This is a genomic window from Ferrimonas sediminum (genome assembly GCF_900100175.1).
Classification (GTDB): Bacteria; Pseudomonadota; Gammaproteobacteria; order Enterobacterales; family Shewanellaceae; genus Ferrimonas; species Ferrimonas sediminum.
This window is the reverse complement of the sequence record NZ_FNEM01000021.1, coordinates 1-19,265: the sequence shown is the minus strand read 5'-3', so window position 1 is coordinate 19,265 and position 19,265 is coordinate 1. Positions and strand designations below refer to the sequence as shown.

The following is a 19,265-nucleotide window of genomic DNA, read 5'->3' as shown; positions in this document are numbered from 1 at the left end:
TCAGTACTGTTGATTGGCATCGGCGCGCGCTCTGAGCGAGTCCGGCACCAGGAACCGATCGCCGTAGCGCTCGGCCAGTTCATCGGCCCTGGCGACGAAACGACCAAGGCCATATTGATTGATGAACTGCAGGGCACCTCCGGTCCAGGCTGGATAGCCGATACCAAAAATCGAACCGATGTTGGCATCGCGGCTACTGGTCAGCACCTGCTCGTCATAACAGCGGGCGGTTTCTATGGCCATGATGAACAGCAGCCGGTCTTTGATCTCCGTCAGAGGCAACTGCGCCTCGGCTCGATAAAACTGCGCTTCCAGCCCTGACCACAGCCGTTTTTTGCTCTCGGGCGGATAATCGTAGAAGCCTTGCCCCGCCAGCTTGCCGGGCCGCTCCAGTTCGATCATTCGGTCGATGGTAGCGTCACCGGCCTTCGGTGGCTGAATGATGCCCTCATCGGCCAGATCGGCAATGGTCTGGTTGCGAATCTTCTCCATCAGAGTCAGGCTGACCTCATCGGAGACCGCCAGTGGTCCCACCGGAAAGCCGCACAGGAAAGCCGCGTTCTCGATGGCCGCTGCCGACACCCCTTCGCCGAGCATGGCGATACCTTCATTGGTGAAGGTACCGAACACCCGCGAGGTGAAAAAGCCGCGGCTGTCGTTGACCACGATGGGGGTCTTTCCCAGCTGCAGCACAAAGTCATAGGCCCTGGCCAACGTCGCCGAGTCCGTCTGCTCACCGCAGATGATCTCCACCAGCGGCATCTTGTCCACCGGGGAGAAGAAATGCAGGCCGATAAACTGCGACGGCCGCTCCGACGCCTTCGCCAAGCCAGTAATGGGCAAAGTCGAGGTGTTGGAGGCAAACACCGCCTCCCGAGGCAGGTGACGCTCCGCCTCCTGGGTGACGCGCGCCTTAAGCTGACGCTGCTCAAACACCGCCTCAATCACCAGCTCACAGCCACCGAGATCCGCCACCTGTTCGCTAGGATGAATTCTGGCCAGGATCTCCCTCTGCTGGTCAGCAGTAATGCGGCCGCGCTGCAACTGCTTGGCCAGCAGGGTCTCGGAGTAGCCTTTGCCTTTTTTGGCGCAGTCCAGGCTCACGTCTTTGAGCACCACTTCGATGCCGCGACTGGCAGCCGCGTAGGCGATACCGGCCCCCATCATGCCGGCGCCCAGCACTCCCACCTTGGTCACCGTAGTGGCGGCAATGCCATCGGGACGACTGGCACCTGCCTTGATGTCGTTGAGCTGAAACCAGAAGGTGTTAATGAGGTTCTTGGCAACCTGACCGGTCACCAGAGACACAAAGTAACGGGACTCGATACGACAGGCGGTGTCAAAATCCACCTGCGCCCCCTCCACCATGGCGGACAGGATCGCTTCCGGTGCCGGCAACACCCCTTTGGTCTGCAGCTTCAGCATGGCCGGGGCCACCGCCAGCATCTGCGCCATCTTGGGTGAGCCGGGGTTGCCCCCCGGCAGGCGATACCCTTTCATGTCCCAAGGCTGAGTCACCTGTTCATTGGCCTGAATGAACGCGGTGGCCTGGGCCAGCATCGCCGGCTCGGTATCGGCCAGCTCATGCAGCAGCCCCGCTTTGAGCGCTTTCTCGACGCCAAACTGTTTGCCCTCGGTGAGCAGCGGCATAGCCGCCTTCAGGCCGAACAGACGCACGGTGCGGGCGATGCCGCCGCCTCCGGGCAGCAGCCCCAGAGTCACCTCGGGCAGCCCGACTTTGACCGATTTGTGCTTAAAGGCGATGCGATGGTGGCAGGCCAGCGCCACCTCCCAACCGCCTCCCAGTGCGGCGCCGTTGATGCAGGCCACCACCGGCTTGCCGCCGGTCTCCAGCGCCCTCATGCTGGCCTTGATGGACTCCACCATGGCAAAAAACGGCTGGCCGGTCTCTGTCGTAACCTCGGCAATCTTGCCCAGATCGCCACCGGCAAAAAACGTCGACTTGGCCGAGCGGACAATGATCCCGCAGTAGGTCATCTGCTGCAGCTGAGCCACCACCTGGGCCAGATCGGCGGCAAACTGCTCGTCCATCAGATTGGCGGAAGCGCCCTGGCGATCCAGAACAAGGTGGACAATGCCATTTTGATCTTGTTCGATACGTAAGCTGTTCATGGTGTGGCTCCCTTAAACCCGTTCGATGATGGTGGCAATGCCCATGCCGCCGCCGACACAAAGTGTGGCCAGGCCGCGTTTCAGGTCACGGGCTTCCAGCTCGTCCAGCAAGGTGCCCAGAATCATGGCGCCGGTGGCCCCCAGCGGGTGGCCCATGGCGATGGCGCCGCCATTGACGTTGACCTTGTCATCACCGACGTTCATCTCGCGCTGGAACCGCATCACCACCGAGGCAAAGGCTTCGTTGACCTCGAACAGGTCGATATCCTCGACACTCAAATTGGCCAGTGTCAGCGCCTTTCTGGCAGCCGGGGCCGGCCCGGTCAGCATGATGGTGGCATCGGTTCCCACCACGGCAGTGGCCACTATCCGGGCCCTGGGGGTCAGTTGATAGCGCTGGCCCATTGCTTCACTGCCGACCAGCACCAGGGCGGCGCCATCGACAATGCCGGAGGAGTTTGCCGGAGTATGAAGGTGATTAATCCGCTCCACCTGAGGGTATTTCTCCCGTGCAACCGCATCAAACCCCATCTCCCCCAAGGCCTGGAAAGAGGGCGTTAATCCGGCCAGGGTGTCGAGGCTTGAATCCGGACGGATAAGCTCGTCCTTCGCCAGCACGGTAAACCCATTTTGGTCTGCCACCGGCACCACCGAACGGTCAAAGGCGCCCCTCTGCCAGGCCGCCGCCGCCCGCTGGTGCGACCGCACCGCAAAGGCGTCCACCTGCTCGCGGCTGAAGCCTTCCAGGGTGGCGATCAGATCGGCACCGATGCCCTGTGGCATAAAGCCGGTGGCCAGATTGGTGGCAGGATCATTGGCCCAGGCGCCGCCATCGGACGCCATCGGCACTCGGGACATCGACTCCACCCCGCCGGCCACCACCAGCTGCTCCCAGCCGGAGCGCACTTTCATCGCCGCCATATTGACCGCCTCCAGCCCGGAGGCGCAAAAACGGTTGAGGGTCACCCCGGCCACATCATCGTGCCAGCCCGCCGCCAGCGCCGCGGTCTTGGCGATGTCCGCGCCCTGATCGCCCACGGCGGTAACGCAGCCCAGAACGATATCATCCACATCCTGGGTCTGAAAGCCGTGGCGACGCTGCAGCTCATTCAGCAGACCGACTAGCAACGAGATGGGCTTGATCTCATGCAGGCTGCCATTGGCTTTGCCCCGTCCCCGGGGGGTGCGTATGGCATCGAACAGGTAGGCGTCTTGAGTCATGAGCAATCCTTGCAGTAACGGAAGTCTCACCACTCTAAGAAAAAACACCAGGGGGAGGAATGACCATTTCGGTCAACAGCAGTGACTAAAATCCGCAGCCGATCAGCCACCGTTTCTGGAGGGGATCAACATAGGATGGCCGGAATAATAATTTCCTGCCCGCGCAATAAAAAAAACAGAGAATAGTGCGGTACCCAGTCCAAAAATCAATTCCGGTTGTCACCCAGTCTTGATCATTACCAAAGTTCAGAAACGGACTGCTCAACTTCAGAGCGCAATGCCAGCAAAATAAGCCTCTTATCCGCCCTGCCCTCATCGCCCTGCCAATCCAGTTGATCCAGCGTATGACAACACAGGTTGATCAGATCTTCGATCTTAAATGCCTCTTGGGGAATAAATACATGGTTGGAAATCACCATGCCTCCACGGCCAATGATGGTCATCTGCCTGAGCACTTGATAAAGCAGGTCCTCATCGGCTTTGACCTTGCCGCTATCGACAAGATCCGAGAACTGCTTTTTGAATTTTACAGCGGACATATCAAAAATGCGTTTAAATTTTTCTCTGGTTTCCGGCCGAGCCTGATTGAATATCGCCTTATTGGTTCCTATAAGATCCAGTGACGCGCTGTCTGGATAGAATTGTCTCAAGTAGAATTGGTAGCAATGAAAACAAACAATCTTCTCTTTTGCCGACAGTTCCATCCTGCTAAATTTATACATTGATTCGGCTAGAGTTTCTATTACCGAACTGAACAAATAAACCAGCAAATCATCTTTAGAAGCAAAGGTGCGATATAGGGTACCTGCGGTTACCTCTACCTCCTTGGCAAGCTCATTCATCGAGAACTGCAAATAGCCCTGCTCTCTGATCAGCCTCATGGCGGCTTTGGCAATCTTTACCTTTCTTATCTGAGCTTTATTAAACATTTTAACATCCAGTGTTGCGTTCTAGTACTGTTTGGAGCACCGCTCCATCATTCGCATGGCTTCACTATAACACTGAACTTGGCTGGGGCTAACTTGGCCTAGGATGGTCGAAACTCTATCCACCTCTCGATTTAAAACACCAACAAAAACCCTAAGGCAATGTTTTATAAACAATTAACTGTATTTCCAGATCAAACACTTTTCGCCCCTCAAAATGGAGAAACTCTCCACTTCCCATCAGGATGGCTGATGTGACAACACACAGTTAGTGACCCCGATCACACATCCGCGAGACAAATCATCCAAAACTTTCATGGCGGCAGCCAGAAGTGGGACAGCGATCACACCCGCATAGCTCCGTTATCACCTCAATGAGTTTTGCGAATGGCACTTCGAAATCAGCTTTACGTTTTTCCTACAATGGCTGCCAACAAATACCGCTAACAGGGGATGGTTATGCAATCAGAATTGGGCTGGGTATTTTTCAGTACAGGTAATGAACACCTTTCCTGCCCGACGCGGGTGGTTGAGATTCATTTAAATGAGATAGATCAATCACTGGTAACAGCCATTTCAGTGTCCGACCACAAACTGAGAAAAGCCGGTGCTGGCATTGTTCTTGGGCTTAAATACTGTCTGAAAGGAACAGGTAAAATTACCGTGGGTGGACACACCTTATCAGCAAAGTCTTACTCTGTTTTTTCGTCTAACCAATCCATGCTGATGGGATTTCTGGTTGTCGTCTCGAACAAGAACCAGTGTCAAAAGCTTGAACGCTTTTCGACTCAAGGTGCACTAACCCTGGCACGTAAAACCATCCTAAAAAACAATCAGGCTAGGCAAGTGCCCGAAGAGTTGAAGTTAAAAACCCTTCAGGTTGTCAAAATGACCGCGTTGGGTCTAAGCGCCAGTGAAATTGCCGATGTGTTGCATCTAACAAATCGAGGGGTCGATTATCACCTGTCTGTTGCGAAGCAGAAAATTGGCGCAATCAACAAGCCTAATTTAATCTTCGAGGCCAGAAATTTGGGCTGGGTGTAACGCCTCGATCAAACTTCCACCGAAGTCATTTAGCATATTGGCTCTATGGTTCAATCTAGAGAGCAAAATTCTGGTTATAAGCAATCCAGAGTGTTAAAGACACTATAGTATTTATGCAAGTTAGATTTAGATTTAATTTTACACAATATAATTTCCATAAAAGACAAATCCAAACCATTTTATAAAAAACTGAGATCAAATATGACCTAAAATCAAATGGTTCGGTCATATTCAATCTCATTATCGCCATGATAATTACAATCCGTATGGCAAAGCCAAAAGTTGACTCTTGGTCAAAAATGGAGAATCGATCGATGATCAAAAACAAAAAGGCACTATCTGGCCTACTCGCATTAATGCTTGCAGGTTGTGGCTCTGACAGCTCTACGACCGCAACACCTGGCCCCGGGCCGGACCCAACTCCAGATAACCCCGCTTGGCAATATGTTGAAAGCGGTAAAATGGCACTCGATACCAGTGGATTAACAGGCCATGTCAATGTGACCTTTGACTACATGAACGAGCAAGTATGGAAGTGGATCCGCGGGATCACCATGGACTCAAGCAAATTCTGCATGACATTGCCAGATAACGTCACCCATCCATGTAACACAGACGTTAATGGCGACGGATTTGTCAATGCCCTCGATGCAAACCTTGCCGGTGTCATTAATCAACAGACAGACATATCTCGAGTCGCAGCCGAAGATATTCATCGAGTATTGTCAACGAATCCCGACGGTCTGGGCGCAGGAACAGCGAGGCCAGACATATTTAAGGAGGGAAGCTACTCTGTTTTTGACCTGCTGCGCTATATGGTCGCAACTCGTGACGACATGAAGTTCGTAGGAGAGATCATTACTCCAGAAAACTCTGACTACAATACGCATGAGTTCACTTTAGCCTACGATCGAAACGGAAATGGCAGCTTTAGCGATGAAGGAGAGGAGTCAAGTAACTGGCACTTTAGATTCACCCAAAGCATGGGCAAGGCCGGGTTGTACAGAGACCATAGCGGGGAGATTCCGTTCAATAGAATGGATATGTTCTTGGTGAAAGAGGAACAACGCATTCGCTTCATTGACGCCTCTTCATCCTTCAAGGCCCGCCTTAAACACCTCTGGAAGAGTGAAGCAGAGCGCCTGGCCTCGAACAATGGAAAAGTCATTGTAGACAGGATTGGCTGGAGCGACGACCCAGAAAACCCAATTGCGACAAACATTGAGGTCAAGGCACACAACCTTAGGAGTGACGTGTACCAAGAGGGCGTCATTACTAACATGGACGTATTTTTGACCTTGGCTGATATGGGACACGACTTCAGGCTCACCTGGTGGCCAACCCTGGAGACTGGCGCTATTGTTAACTCCTTCGCCTTATCCCGTGCCCCTGAACTGGGTAAGACCATAGGGCTGCGCTCCTTCGTCACCACCACTTCTGTCCTGAACGAGTTCGGCAAAGACATCTTTTTCTCAGACCGCATGCCGGGGGTCTGTAACTTTGATGCTGTCACAGGTCGCTCCGATACGATCAACACCCCAGTGCCAATGACCGATTGCGTGCGAGATTTCTGGAGTGCATTTGGCATCGGAGGCTGGTTCGGAAACATCAACAACGATCTGTGGATGATGCCTTATGGTGCCGAAAACGTAGTCTTGTCGAAACAAGATCTAAACAATGCCGGTTTCCATAGCCTCGGAACCAAGATCGATAGCGTTTCAAAAAACGAAATCATCCAGTGGGATTACAACTGGCGTCATAATGCGCTTGTAGACAAAGGGGTTAAAGCAGACTACATAGACTCTGACATTGTGACTTTGCGCACCCTGACTCCAGCAACGGAAGAAAACCAGAATGGCAAAGCTCCCCTGTTGAACGAAAACCACTTTGGCTGGAAAGTGGCTGACTGCACCGTATGCCATAACGAAGAAGCAGCACCTCTGGGGCATGGTGGCTACTCTTGGCCAGTGAATGCAGCGGACGGATTCGATGAAATCCAGCCCTACTACTGTTCCACTTGCCATGGCAATAATGGTGCTCCCGAAGCCCATGGACGGGAAGCCCGCTGTTTCTGGTGCCACTCAGAAGACAAGTTACCCAAGAATCATGGACCAGCCAGCACTCGCAAGCTGCTGAAACATGAAGATAACTGGATTAATACAGTTACCACGCGTCGCAAAGCAGGAGATGACAACAATATGTATGGATTCTCCGACAACCATAGTGAAGTCCTGGAAGGAGACGAAAAAGGCTATGGCGATCGCTGGGTGTCTTCAAACAATGATTATGACTTCACCAAGAAATTCCCAGACCCATTCTCCTGTGGTACCTGCCACCAAGATAAGCAGTAAATCGCACTACCTGTGAGCCGAATGAAGATCGGTTAACGGCTGTTAATTAAGCCAGTTGTCAATGACAACTGGCTTTTCTATACACCTCGTTATGGACAGCAATTCAGAAGTAGGATTGCATCTCCTCGCTACTGCTCCATTAACTTCAATGAAAGGCTCACCAAGTAGCACTGCATCAGAGTTATAAAGAAGGAACATCTTTACATGTTCCGATTTTACCTTCCTGGCAACCATTAAAAGCAAGTCGTCAATACCAACCTTTTGTCACCTTAGGGTGAATCGCAGTCCAAATAACCAGGCGTATCGTCAAAAAAGGCATACCGACATCGGTATACCTTTGATTTGCTTCGGAGCTTATTCTTTTCAGCCAAGACAAATATCATCGTCTGACAAATGCTTGGCTTAAACTCCTGGCACTAGTCGTTCGGGTGACAGGTCACACAGGAGTAAGGATCAGGGAAGTCCTCACTGTTGTGCCAGTCGCTGTTGATTCCCGTACGCTCACCGGCGCTGTAATATTGCAGGTTATCCGCCTGATCGTGGATAGGCTGCTTAATGCCACCCCACTCGCCATTAGGACCAGCAAGGCGCTCTGCGTCCAGGGTATTCACCGCGTTAGCACACGATCCCTCTTCCATACCGGCAAGATTCAAACCAGTCAGGCTGGTGCCTTCGCACACAACATCGCCGAACTTCATGAAGCCCGAGGCTGAGCCGTGGTGAGCCATTTGGTTATCTTCGGTGTGACACCAGAAACAGCGGCTGACTTCACCGTGCCCCTTCATGGCGCCATTGCTGCCGTGACAGGAAGCACACTCATAGGGCTGCTCTACCCCTAACGATCCCTTATGCACATCATCGTGACAATTACGGCAATCGGCGATGCCCCAGCCAAAATGATCGTCCGTCAAAGGCGCGATGGCGTCATTGATGTCGGCGATCACCTGGTTTTCATAGTCTCCATCTTCATCCACGAAATGACGTTCGGTGATATCAAATTGCCCTGGCATCCACGTTTGATAGCCAGCAAAAATCACTCCCTTTGGATAGTGCATCACCTCCTGATCCGGCATATCGTGATCCATGAATCCGCCAAACTTGTTATACCACTCGTCGATACAGATTTGGGCGGATTCGATGGTATGGCCCTGACCGCCATGCATCCACTGACACTTGCCCTTGAGCTTAGGATCGCCTTCCCCCCTGTCGGCTGCCATCAGTGCACTGGGGGTTGGCCATTCCAGGTCATCCAGGAAGAAGTCCTGAGTTGTAAACATTTCGCCGGTTGCCGCAGCCCAGCCCACCATTCCCTGAGCACGCAGGCCATTGACGGACGTCAGCGCGTAGTTGTTAACTTCCGCTTCCGTCGACATGGTGCCCCAATAGGTGAAGCGCACATCGGCCAATCCCTGGTCCTGAAGCGACAGCCACACATCCATGGATGTGATCACGCCGGGCTGGAAGATGTCGGTGCGAAGGTCGTGGGCGGTCACTTCCAGGTTTTGAACTTTCACCACGTCATTGCCCTGGGCATCAATTGCCCACACCAAAGGCACAATGACTTTATCGCCGTTTGCTCGCCTACGATCCGCTTGCAGTTTGAACTGCATGTTACGACGCTCGGTCACGGCGGAATTGTATGGCTGGATGCGGATACGCATCTTGCTCTTGGCCAGACCTAGGTCGGCACGAACATATACCGTCTCCAGGTTTGGCGTACCCTGAAGGCGATCGAACTCGCCGTCGTGCCAGATGTAGGAGGGGTACCAGTCGGTGCTCCGGTTATTCAATTCGGTTTCAGACAGGGTGCCATCGCCATCGGTGTCCCAGGCGGTGCTGAGCAGATGGGTGCCGAGTTCCTCACTCCAGATGGCTTTCACATCCAGGTCGTCGCGGACGTGAGAGGCATAGAGCACCACATCCATCACAGAGAAATGGCCTTCTGCATAAACATCGGGGCGAAGGGGAATGGGCGAGTCTGGCTGGGCCGCATAGGCCTTAATATCATCGGCATTCACCTTGAAAATGTACTTGCTGTCATCCGGGGTGATTTTATTGCGATTAAACTCATTATCCGCGTATTCTCCCATCGGCGTCGGCGGCTCATCACCGGTGCAATACTGACTAACGTCGACGCCATCGCCCTTGTATTCCCGCTCCATACAGGGGTACCACCTGCCCATATAGATGGTGATGTCACCATCGAAAATGGCCTTCTGTGGCTGCACAATATCCAGTGATTGGTGTGGTTTGCTGCCTGCTGGCGGCTCTACAGGGGGCACTTCCGGTACCGTTGAATCATCGCCATCGGAGCCACCGCAAGCGGTAAGCGTAGCCAATAGCAGATATGACGCGCACAGTTGCGCGAGTCTACATGGTCTCATAATCATCATCCAAATTTTGATACTACAAATCCCTGGACAAGCATTTAAGCCAATCCAATATAACTTAGGGAAAAACGATAGACTGAACCTCTCCTAATTTAGAGCCACTCAGTATCTACCAGCACCAAATATTGTAAATTCGACCACGTTTTTTACCGATAAAGGCTTCTCACCAAGCTCCTAAAACACTTAATCTCACGCCTTTTGCTACAGGAGTAACGTTTCCGTCGCACCCACCAGAACACTTTTTCACATTCTTACCCCACCTTCTCAATCAACATCTCACTAACGCTCAAGATAAACCATGACAATGGAGAGTTTCTCCACTGTACTCATCACCAGACTGTCAGCTAAAATCAAAGGCACCAATAGTTTAATCCGCAGATCATTACAAGCCCCCTTCTGAAAAGTCAAAAAAGTGAATGTAACAATATGAAATAACTATTTAAAAGCGTTAACTGGCAAAAGGAAACTGAGATGAATGACCAGATGCTGACTTGTCGCGAACGGTACGCATCGCCAACAGAATTAATCTAAAATCACATCGCCCCTCGTTCCCAGCCCAAGTTAACTGGTCCAGAACCAAATCACAAAACTCCATCAGATCTTCTATCTGATACATCTCTTTCTCGATAAATATATGATTTGCTATAACCATTCCACCTCTGGAGATTACTATCAGACGTTTAATGGTCTTTTTTAAATCTTCTTCGCTACAAATTAATTTTCCTGTAAGAACCAAATTGGTGAAGTTAGCGGCCTGCCATTGAATAGTCTCATCAAAAATCTCTTTGAATCGATTCTTTGTTTCCTGAGATGCCTGGTTAAAAATCGCAGCATTTGTACCGATCAAGTCCAAGGATGAAAGATCTGTGTTATAGCTTCGAATGTAATACTGATAGCAGATTCGGCAAATCACTTTTTCTCTTTCAGAGAGGTCCATACGATCGAACATCCTTAATGATGCTCTTAGGGATCCTACAACAGATCCGAATAGATAAACGAGCAGGTCGTCTTTAGATGGGAATGTCCGATATAATGTGCCAGGAGAAACATTAGCCGCCTTACTGAGATCATTCATAGTAAACTGCAAGTAACCGCATTCCCGAATCATTCCTAATGCAATTTTGGCTACTTTCAACTTTCGAGCATTGTCGTTTTCCATTACTGTCCCCTTAGCTTGATAACTCTGTGGCAATGGACTCTACATTCGATTCGTTGGCAAGGCGAATTCACCCGCGTCAATGAATCTGAAAATTTCACCCTTTACCTCACGGACGACATCACCAGCAAATAGCAGCAACATACTGAAGACATTGATTTTAAATTGAATTATTAACAACCACTTCCCTCCCCAACCGATTGGAGAACTTCTCCACTTTTTGACGTCAGTAACCAACTGACCGCCAGCAAACCGCGACCAAGGAGACACATTCAAACCCTGAAAGTGAAACTGTTTCGCTCCAGCTGCAGATTTGTGAACGAACTGTCACGCCCCGACCTAAGAGACACCCAGCCCATGAATCTCTGTCAGCGTGCTCACTCAACGCCAATCCGTTTCCATCGTACGATCTCATTGCAAAAAAATTACAAAGGACAACCAAATGATGATGAAACGCACAACTCCACTCATGCTGGCACTGTCAGTAGGTCTGGTTGGCTGTGGCAGTGATGATGACAACACGCTGATACCACTACCGGACAACCGCGCCCCCGTCGCCCAGCCCGACTATGTCTCGGTCAATCGCGGTGACACCGTAATCATCGACGCCCTGGCTAATGACACCGATGCCAACGACGACGTACTGACCCTTATCTCCAGTGACCTGACCATCACCGACGATGGCAAATTGACCTTCAGTGCCAAATCCGATGCGCCACTGGGCGAATCCAGCTTCGGTTACACCATCTCCGACGGAGAGCTCCAGGCAACGGGCACCGTCTACATCACCGTAGAGAGTGGCCAGACTGAACCGACCGAGGCCAGCTTCGTTACCGCCAAGACCTGTAAGAGCTGTCACTCCAGCCACTATAACGACTGGCAGCCCACCAAGCACGCCCAGGACTATCGTCGCCTCTACACCCAGGAAAACAAGACCATTGAGGCGATCATCCCCGAACTGGATTGGGGTACCGAGACCGACCCCAAGCGTCATACCATTTATGGCAAACCCAACATGGAGTTCTCCACCTATAAAGGGGCCGATGGTAAGTACTACGCCGAACTGCACGATGCCGTCAATACTGACGAGTCTGTGGTGTACCGTATCGACGGCATCTCCAGCACCGTCTCCAAGCAGTTCGTCAGCTACGACTTCCCCTCCGACGACGATCCCAACGTGGAGAGCAGTTATGGCCGGATGATGCCCTTCGCCTGGTATAATAACGGCGATGTGGCCCGGTTCACTTCGTTCTACACCACCGGGATTTTCTGGAACCAGGACGGCAGCCTGGTCAAAGAGGGCGAGACGGTTATGTCATACTTCCCGCCTGCTGGCCCCATCGACCAGCGTGAAGAACTTAAGAAGATGAGCTGGGACAACCAGTGCTTCACCTGTCACACCACTGGCGGCAATATTGAGGGGTGGGACGTCAGCGAAAAATACACCATGCTGGCTGCTCACACCAACTCCAAAGACTCCGATGCGGTAGAGGATGGCATCAGCTGCGAACGCTGCCACAACGAGGGCTCCATTCACGCCACCAGCATGAGGGGCGACGACATCACCAACCCGGGCAAGATGAGCTTCCAGCAATCGGTGGATTCCTGCGCCCAATGCCACCAGATGGCCAAGCATCCGGACATCTACCACTACTCTCAGCCCTACCTGCCTGAGTTCGATGAAGATGGAAACATCACCACCAACCCCGGAAAGCACTACCGGACCGGCGATGACCTGAGCCTGTTTACCGAAGTGGATACCCAGGACGTGTTCCTTGGCACCGACTACCCCAAGGGGCAGAAGAATCAGGTGGCCACCTACATGACCTCCAAGCACTTCGAGATGCAGATCGACTGCGTGACCTGCCATGACCCTCACGCCATGGGCATGCAGAGAGAGGGTGATGCCCTGTGTACCCAATGTCACCAGGACCGCGGCACCAATCACACCCTGCCAATCCACGACATGGTGGGTGTCTCCTGCGTCGACTGTCACTTCGTCGCCACCGAATCGGTCGCCAACCGCTGGAGCAACGACAACCACAGCTTCGATGCCATCAGCCCGGCCGAGTCCCTGGCCAACTTCGATGCCCTTGCCCCCTACTCCCGAGGTGAAGGCACCGATCCCGTGATGGCCAACTGGTGGAATTACATCCAGGCCATGGGCGGCGCCAATGGCGTGTGTTACAGCGACGGAATCTTCCGCCCGAGCCAGGTGTGTGATTACTTCGATGTCCTGCCCAATGCCTGCAGCAACTGTCACGACGATGAATATCCCAAGCCTGGGTTGTTCGACGAGACCGAACGCGCCAAGCTGGTTGAAGGCACAGAGCGCTACCAGCGCTTCCTGGACCAGCAGAAGTAACACCTAAGTACCCAACTTAGAAAAGGGTAACTCAGGGCAGCGGCATCGGCCGCTGCCCTTTTTTGTATCCGGTGTCATTACCCAGCAAGGTACCAAGAGCTTTAATCTCAATGGCGAAATAACACCTTTCCACCCACATAAACCTCACCCAAAAGTGAATCATTTTAACCTTGGTTCATCGTCCATGGGATAAAAGTCGGCACAATATATAAATGACAAAACCTCTCCTTTTGTCCGGAACTGTTTCCACTTTCGTATCAAACATGATTTTGTGAACTGGTTGAGCGATCGGCACCACACCGTTCGCTAATCGGAAAAGTTTTGCATTTGTCTTCAAATCATCCCTAAGGGAAAAATAGAGTAGCGAACCGCAGCCATGCAGCTCGCTATTTAATATTTTCACAGGAATGATGATGAGAAAAATAAACCTATTGTGTGCTGCTTTAATTCCATTGCTTTTTGGTTGCAATGGCAGTGATGACAGCCCGGCTGAGGTAAAAAACTCCGCCCCTTTAGCAAACCCGGATGAGGTTACCCTCTATCAGGGGGAGGCCGTATCAATCGATGTTTTGGCCAACGACACTGACCCAGAAGGCGACACGCTGAGTATCGTTAAGGCCGGTAACCTGACCATCGAGGATAATAGCGTACTCTATGCCGCCGGCGAGGATCAGCCCCCCGGTGAAATCACCATCTCTTATACAATCTCCGACGGTGCGCTGGAAGCCAGTTCCTCCATTACCATAACCGTTCTCGAAAAAGCCGGCGAACTCCCGCCTTTAAGCCGTGGAGAGTTTGTCGGCTCAAAGGAGTGTGCCACCTGCCACAATCGTCAGTATGAAGAGTGGAAAGATACCCGGCATGCCACCGTCATGCGCAAACTCTATACCGAAGAGGGCCATACCATCGATGCGCCCTGGGGCACCGAAGATAAGCCCCGGGTTGTCTATGCCGACTATCAGCATAAATACACCACCTTTATGAAAGGAGATGAATACTGGGTGACTCTGCATGACGGTGTGGATGCCACGAAGGAGATTTCCTATAAAATCGACGCCGTTGGCTATCGCACCCAAATCAATTTCTTCAGCTATGACGAAGAGAAGAACTCCCTGCAGGTGCTGCCGTTGGTGTACTGGCCCGACACAGGTGTCGGCGAAAACGAGCGATGGACAACCTGGTTATCTTACTTCTGGTATAACCCAGATGGCTCATTCATTGCCGAGCCCACGTGGAGCATGTACAGGTCGATATCCTCCTACGAGAACAAATGCGCAGAGTGTCACCTGACTGCATTCGAAATTGATAAATGGAAGCAACTGCCTATCGGTTTCCCTGTGGTCACCGAGTCCAATATCTGGGACGCCCACTGGGAAACCGGCTGTGAAAAGTGCCACGGCCCCGGAGCCGAGCACAGCCGCTCTATGAACAAAGAGGATATTGTTAACCCAGCGGACCTGACCGGCGACAACAGGGGCTCAGAATGCTCCAACTGTCACCAGTCAGGCATGCCAGCGAACAAGCCTATCCCATATGCATTGGAGTTGCCCTACAAGTTCAATGAGGAGAACCCCGAAGACAAAGGTGAGCATTTCAATGTTGGCGACAACCTGTCCGACTTCTACACCTATATGGAAAGGGCAAACTGGATCGGTAACGGTCATAAACGCGGCTCCAAGAGCCATCCGGAGGAGATCGCGGCATCGTCCCACGGTAAGGCCGGACTGACCTGCAGTTCCTGTCATAATCCCCACTCCCAGGAGCTCAAGTTGCCGGGTGACCAGTTGTGCAGCTCCTGTCACACGGATAAGGACAATGCGGCTCACAAGATGACCAGCCACGATATGCTGGGCGTTGAATGCATCGACTGTCACATGCCATTCAGCAAGCACAGTTTTGAGCGCTCACGTCGTTATGATATTCGCAGCCACTCATTTAAAGCCTACTCACCGACTGACTCACTGGCCGTTTATGATGCTCTGCTCCCCTTTACTGAGGAGGGCGCAGATGAGGAGCAAGAACTGACCAATGCCTGGAAAACCATCCAGGCGCTGGGCAATTGCTATGAAAACTTCGCCTACCCGCCGAACATGAAGCAATGTACTCAGTTCGACATCATGCCTAACGCCTGTTCAAGCTGCCATAGCTCAGAGTTCCCCACTCCCGGCGTATTCAGTGATGAAGAGCGTAACAAGCTCATCGAAGGTGAGAAGCGCTACCAAAGATTTTTGGATGCAAGCACTCAATAATCGACGCGGTTAATGATCAATAGTTGAGTTTTCTAAGGCGCTTCGATGAAGCGCCTTTTTTCTATCGATACCAGAGGTAAAAACAGACCGTCCGTAAACATGGTTGCCAGTTGATTGTTTCGGTGATGCAGGACATAAAGACCACAAGCCTGTGTAAAGTCACAGTTGGCGTCCCTCACCTCCTTAGCTAGAGTCAGGTGATATATTCCTGCTTATGCTCCATGGATGCCTAATGCAATACGAAATTTCTCCCGCCATCTCTGTAAAATCACTGTTGAAATCCGCAAGGGATATGGGAATTTCCAGATTAGAACCTTATGGTCATATCCTGCATCTGCATGACTTAGAACCAATAGGTAAACTTATGGTATGTAGAGTCTTTCAAATTATGGAGGAGGAAACGGGCAGCGATCAGTTTTTTAAGGACCACATTCACAGAACAGTAACCTCGAAGCACCCCATTTTACCCAATATTGTCGGTCATGGTGACCTTGCCCTCTCGTCAATGTATCGATACTTATTGGTTTTTTCATCGACTATTGCCAATCCCGGCCTGTTCATTGCCTGCGACCACACATCCCTGAAGCTCACCCACCCTCATGCCAGGAAGGACCTGGTGGGGAAATACAGCGACCTGAACATGGTCATCTTCCTTCAGTTGATCATGCGTTATGCCGGACTGCAATCAACCTCAACAGCACTGAAGCTGCCACTTGGAGGGAGGTTTTATGGAGGAGATAAACCCTATCTGGAGCACGCGGAATTTGGTGGTGATGCCTTTGAGTTTATTATAAAACACTCTGGAAACACTACGTTTCCTCCGAGTGAGGGGCATCTAGGTAAGCGGATTGGTGTCATCAGGCAGGTTCAGGGGGCACTGAACTCCCTGCCCTTCGAATGCCTCAATGTAGAGCAGTTGTCCCTGATGCTGGGTTGCTCACGCCGACATCTGGAAATATTACTGCGACAACAAGGAGAAACCCCTTTAAAGATGGTTAATGCGGCGATATTTTCCAGAATGCAACAGGCTGTTATTCGGCACAACTGGAATGTGAAGGCAGTAATGCACGAATTCGGAATAAGCAGCCAAAGCTCCATTACAAAGAGGTTCATACAATCCAGCGGCATGACATTTAAGGAGTACAAGGAGTGGTGGATGAACCCTGGTGGGAACCGGTAAGCAGAAATGATCAATTCAGCACTGCCTGTGTCACTGTCATCTCAGTGGTATTGCTGTGGCCTTCATTGACTAGCTTAACGTTCGGCTGACGCCACCGATACGAACAGGAAACAGGCAAACCCCGTCAGTTCTTAAATTCGGTGAGGAGAGGAATATCACCACCAACCCCTGAAAACACGACCGGGCTGGCGATGAACTGAGCCCGTACACCGAGGTGGGTACCTCCAGCGTAGACTGCCGCTTCGTCGCCACCGAGTCGGTCGCCCCGCTGGAGTAACGACAACCACGGCGTCGATGCGTTCAGCCCAGCAAATTCTTTGACCAATTTCGATGCCCTTTTTTGTCTCCGGCGCCTCGCACCACGCCGTTCATTAACCGGCTTACCTCAGACCCCGTGGACACAAAAAAGGCGCCAAAGGCGCCCTGTGTCGACATGGAGGCGACCTTACTTTATCGCCAGCAGTTCCACATCGAAAATCAGCAGTGAGCCCGGCTGAATGGCACCGGCACTGCGATTGCCGTAGCCGAGCTTAGCAGGGATATACAGGCGGGTCTTTTCACCGACCACCATATACTGCAACCCCTCGGTCCAACCCGGTATCACCTGGGTCAGCTTAAACTCAATCGGCTCGCCTCGCTCCACTGAGCTGTCAAACACGGTACCGTCCAGCAGCGTGCCGTGGTAGTGCACCCTCACCTTGCTGCTGGCGCTCGGGTGCTCGGTGCCGGTTCCTGGTTGCAACACCTTATACTGCAGGCCGGAGGCGGTCGTTTGCACCCCCTCCTCTGAGGCATTTTGCGCCAGAAACTCATCACCCAGACGGATGTTTTCCGGTGCCACCTTGGCGTTATTCATGCTCTTAAAGAAAAAGTAGCCCACCAACGCCACAACCATGGCAATGATCAGAAATTTAGACACGGAATATCCCCGTTTTCAGAAAGTTGCCTGAATGGTAGCAAGCATCGATTCCCCAGCTCAAGAACCCGCGCGCCGATCCTGGCTAATTCTGTTTCTGGGCCCCATGGCCACCATCGACTTATTCAAGCCGCAGAACCGCTCCACCTGAAGTTCTGCTTCGGGAAACAGGGTCTGCAACATCTTGCGGTTGATCAACCGGGCGCTTTCCACCGTTTGCACCGCCTCGGCCACCGTCTCGGCCCGAGGCCAGTTGCCCAGCCCAAATTGCTGTACCAGCGCAATGCGTGTTGGCTTCGGCAACCAATGAAAAAACGGCGTGACGCAGTGGGGCTCGACAGGAAACCAGTAGTTGGGCGTCTGCACGAAATAACGCTCACCAACCCGGGTCACCTCCCGGGCAAAGCGGACCATGTTGGCCCAGTCTCCCACATGCTCCAGTACCGAGTTGGAATGAACCACATGGAAACTGTTGCGCTCGAACTGATGCAGATCGCAGCCGTCTGCCACCACAAACCGAAACCGGCCGTGGTTCTCGGGCTTATCCTGTTGAGGCAGGTTAGACAGGGTGAGGCGCACTTTATTCCGCTCAAGAAATTCGTCGGGCAGCACCTGCCAGTACTCTTCCATGCCACCCACATCCAGAATTCGCACCTCATCGTGGCGTTGCGACAACTGCTCGATCAAAGCCATCAGCGGCTGCAGTCGCTTGAGTCTGAGCCTGGCCCCAAAGCAGTCTCGATTCTCATAATTGGTCAGGTTACGTGCCAGTACCCGGGTCAACGACACTGCATCTCCTCACAGCCCTTGCGGCCGTTTGTGATTGATTATAAAAGCATAGACCCTGGAGAGCCTGATAACGGAAAAAATGCCGTAAAAACCGACATCAAGGCTCGATAAAGGGGCAGAAACGGCAACTTGCTGTCATGGGTACAAAGCCACTGGGCCCTCGCGTTCGCAAGGGCGACACGGTGAGGGAATGGTAGTGTGACTGATTGAGGCAGACGCCATTGAGTTGAGTGTTGTCCTCATCCTGTTACAACCTTCCGTCGTGCCCGCGTACGCGGGTACCCAGGGTCTGTCGCTTTTGTCATTCTTGCACAGGCGAGAATCCAGGGGCTTTCCGCTTTTAAAGTCGCTGGGCCCTCGCGTTCGCAAGGGCGACACGTTGGGGGAGTGGTGCTTGGGCTGGCTTGCGGTGGACGCCGGGGACAGAGAAAGATGAATGGCCGCCGTGCAGCCGAATCAGGGAGAGATGACCGCCTACGGCGTTACTGCGCTCATGCTTCGCTTCGTTGCAAACTGAAGAGCTCAAACCAAGATCTCCACAACAC

The 19,265-nt window shown here is 52.3% G+C and carries 12 protein-coding genes; 5 read left to right on the top strand and 7 right to left on the bottom strand.

Translation table 11 applies throughout. The annotated features are described in order from the left end of the window. The 3 genes from BLT77_RS17650 to BLT77_RS17640 form a co-directional block, all read right to left on the bottom strand. The gene (locus BLT77_RS17650) at positions 1 to 2,133 is read right to left on the bottom strand and encodes a 3-hydroxyacyl-CoA dehydrogenase NAD-binding domain-containing protein (protein ID WP_090367871.1); all 2,133 of its coding nucleotides are present in this window, start codon (positions 2,131 to 2,133) and stop codon (positions 1 to 3) included. 12 nt (positions 2,134 to 2,145) lie between these two features. Then, a complete protein-coding gene (locus BLT77_RS17645) occupies positions 2,146 to 3,354 on the bottom strand; it encodes an acetyl-CoA C-acetyltransferase (protein WP_090367869.1) in 1,209 nt (402 codons plus the stop codon). A 236-nt stretch (positions 3,355 to 3,590) separates the two neighbouring features. Further along, positions 3,591 to 4,283, bottom strand: a complete 693-nt coding sequence (locus BLT77_RS17640) for a TetR/AcrR family transcriptional regulator (RefSeq protein ID WP_090367867.1) — start codon at positions 4,281 to 4,283, stop codon at positions 3,591 to 3,593. A 456-nt stretch (positions 4,284 to 4,739) separates the two neighbouring features. Between BLT77_RS17640 and BLT77_RS17635 the strand changes: the two genes are divergently transcribed. Next, positions 4,740 to 5,324 (top strand): helix-turn-helix transcriptional regulator, encoded by a 585-nt coding sequence (locus BLT77_RS17635; protein ID WP_176819374.1) that lies wholly within the window; start codon positions 4,740 to 4,742, stop codon positions 5,322 to 5,324. A gap of 314 nt (positions 5,325 to 5,638) precedes the next feature. Continuing rightward, positions 5,639 to 7,675 (top strand): hypothetical protein, encoded by a 2,037-nt coding sequence (locus tag BLT77_RS17630; RefSeq protein WP_090367863.1) that lies wholly within the window; start codon positions 5,639 to 5,641, stop codon positions 7,673 to 7,675. A 416-nt stretch (positions 7,676 to 8,091) separates the two neighbouring features. Here BLT77_RS17630 and BLT77_RS17625 read toward each other — a convergent pair whose 3' ends face one another. Continuing rightward, on the bottom strand, positions 8,092 to 9,903 hold the full coding sequence (locus tag BLT77_RS17625) for a hypothetical protein (RefSeq protein ID WP_090367862.1): 1,812 nt from the start codon (positions 9,901 to 9,903) through the stop codon (positions 8,092 to 8,094). A 610-nt stretch (positions 9,904 to 10,513) separates the two neighbouring features. Continuing rightward, the gene (locus BLT77_RS17620; RefSeq protein WP_090367860.1) at positions 10,514 to 11,224 is read right to left on the bottom strand and encodes a TetR/AcrR family transcriptional regulator; all 711 of its coding nucleotides are present in this window, start codon (positions 11,222 to 11,224) and stop codon (positions 10,514 to 10,516) included. A 439-nt stretch (positions 11,225 to 11,663) separates the two neighbouring features. On the opposite strand from BLT77_RS17620, the gene BLT77_RS17610 reads away from it, so the two are divergent. From BLT77_RS17610 to BLT77_RS17600, 3 genes are all read left to right on the top strand, one after another. Beyond that, complete coding sequence (locus tag BLT77_RS17610) at positions 11,664 to 13,586, top strand: Ig-like domain-containing protein (RefSeq protein ID WP_090367857.1); 1,923 nt, start codon at positions 11,664 to 11,666, stop codon at positions 13,584 to 13,586. A gap of 413 nt (positions 13,587 to 13,999) precedes the next feature. Then, positions 14,000 to 15,835, top strand: a complete 1,836-nt coding sequence (locus BLT77_RS17605) for an Ig-like domain-containing protein (protein WP_176819373.1) — start codon at positions 14,000 to 14,002, stop codon at positions 15,833 to 15,835. Between the two features lie 232 nt (positions 15,836 to 16,067). Continuing rightward, a complete protein-coding gene (locus tag BLT77_RS17600; RefSeq protein ID WP_090367853.1) occupies positions 16,068 to 17,015 on the top strand; it encodes a helix-turn-helix transcriptional regulator in 948 nt (315 codons plus the stop codon). Between the two features lie 445 nt (positions 17,016 to 17,460). Here the strand turns inward: BLT77_RS17600 and bamJ are convergent, their stop codons facing one another. Next, on the bottom strand, positions 17,461 to 17,910 hold the full coding sequence (gene bamJ, locus BLT77_RS17595; RefSeq protein ID WP_090367960.1) for a BamJ family beta-barrel-assembly machinery protein: 450 nt from the start codon (positions 17,908 to 17,910) through the stop codon (positions 17,461 to 17,463). A gap of 81 nt (positions 17,911 to 17,991) precedes the next feature. Next, the gene (locus BLT77_RS17590; RefSeq protein ID WP_090367851.1) at positions 17,992 to 18,720 is read right to left on the bottom strand and encodes a class I SAM-dependent methyltransferase; all 729 of its coding nucleotides are present in this window, start codon (positions 18,718 to 18,720) and stop codon (positions 17,992 to 17,994) included. Positions 18,721 to 19,265: the final 545 nt, after the last annotated feature.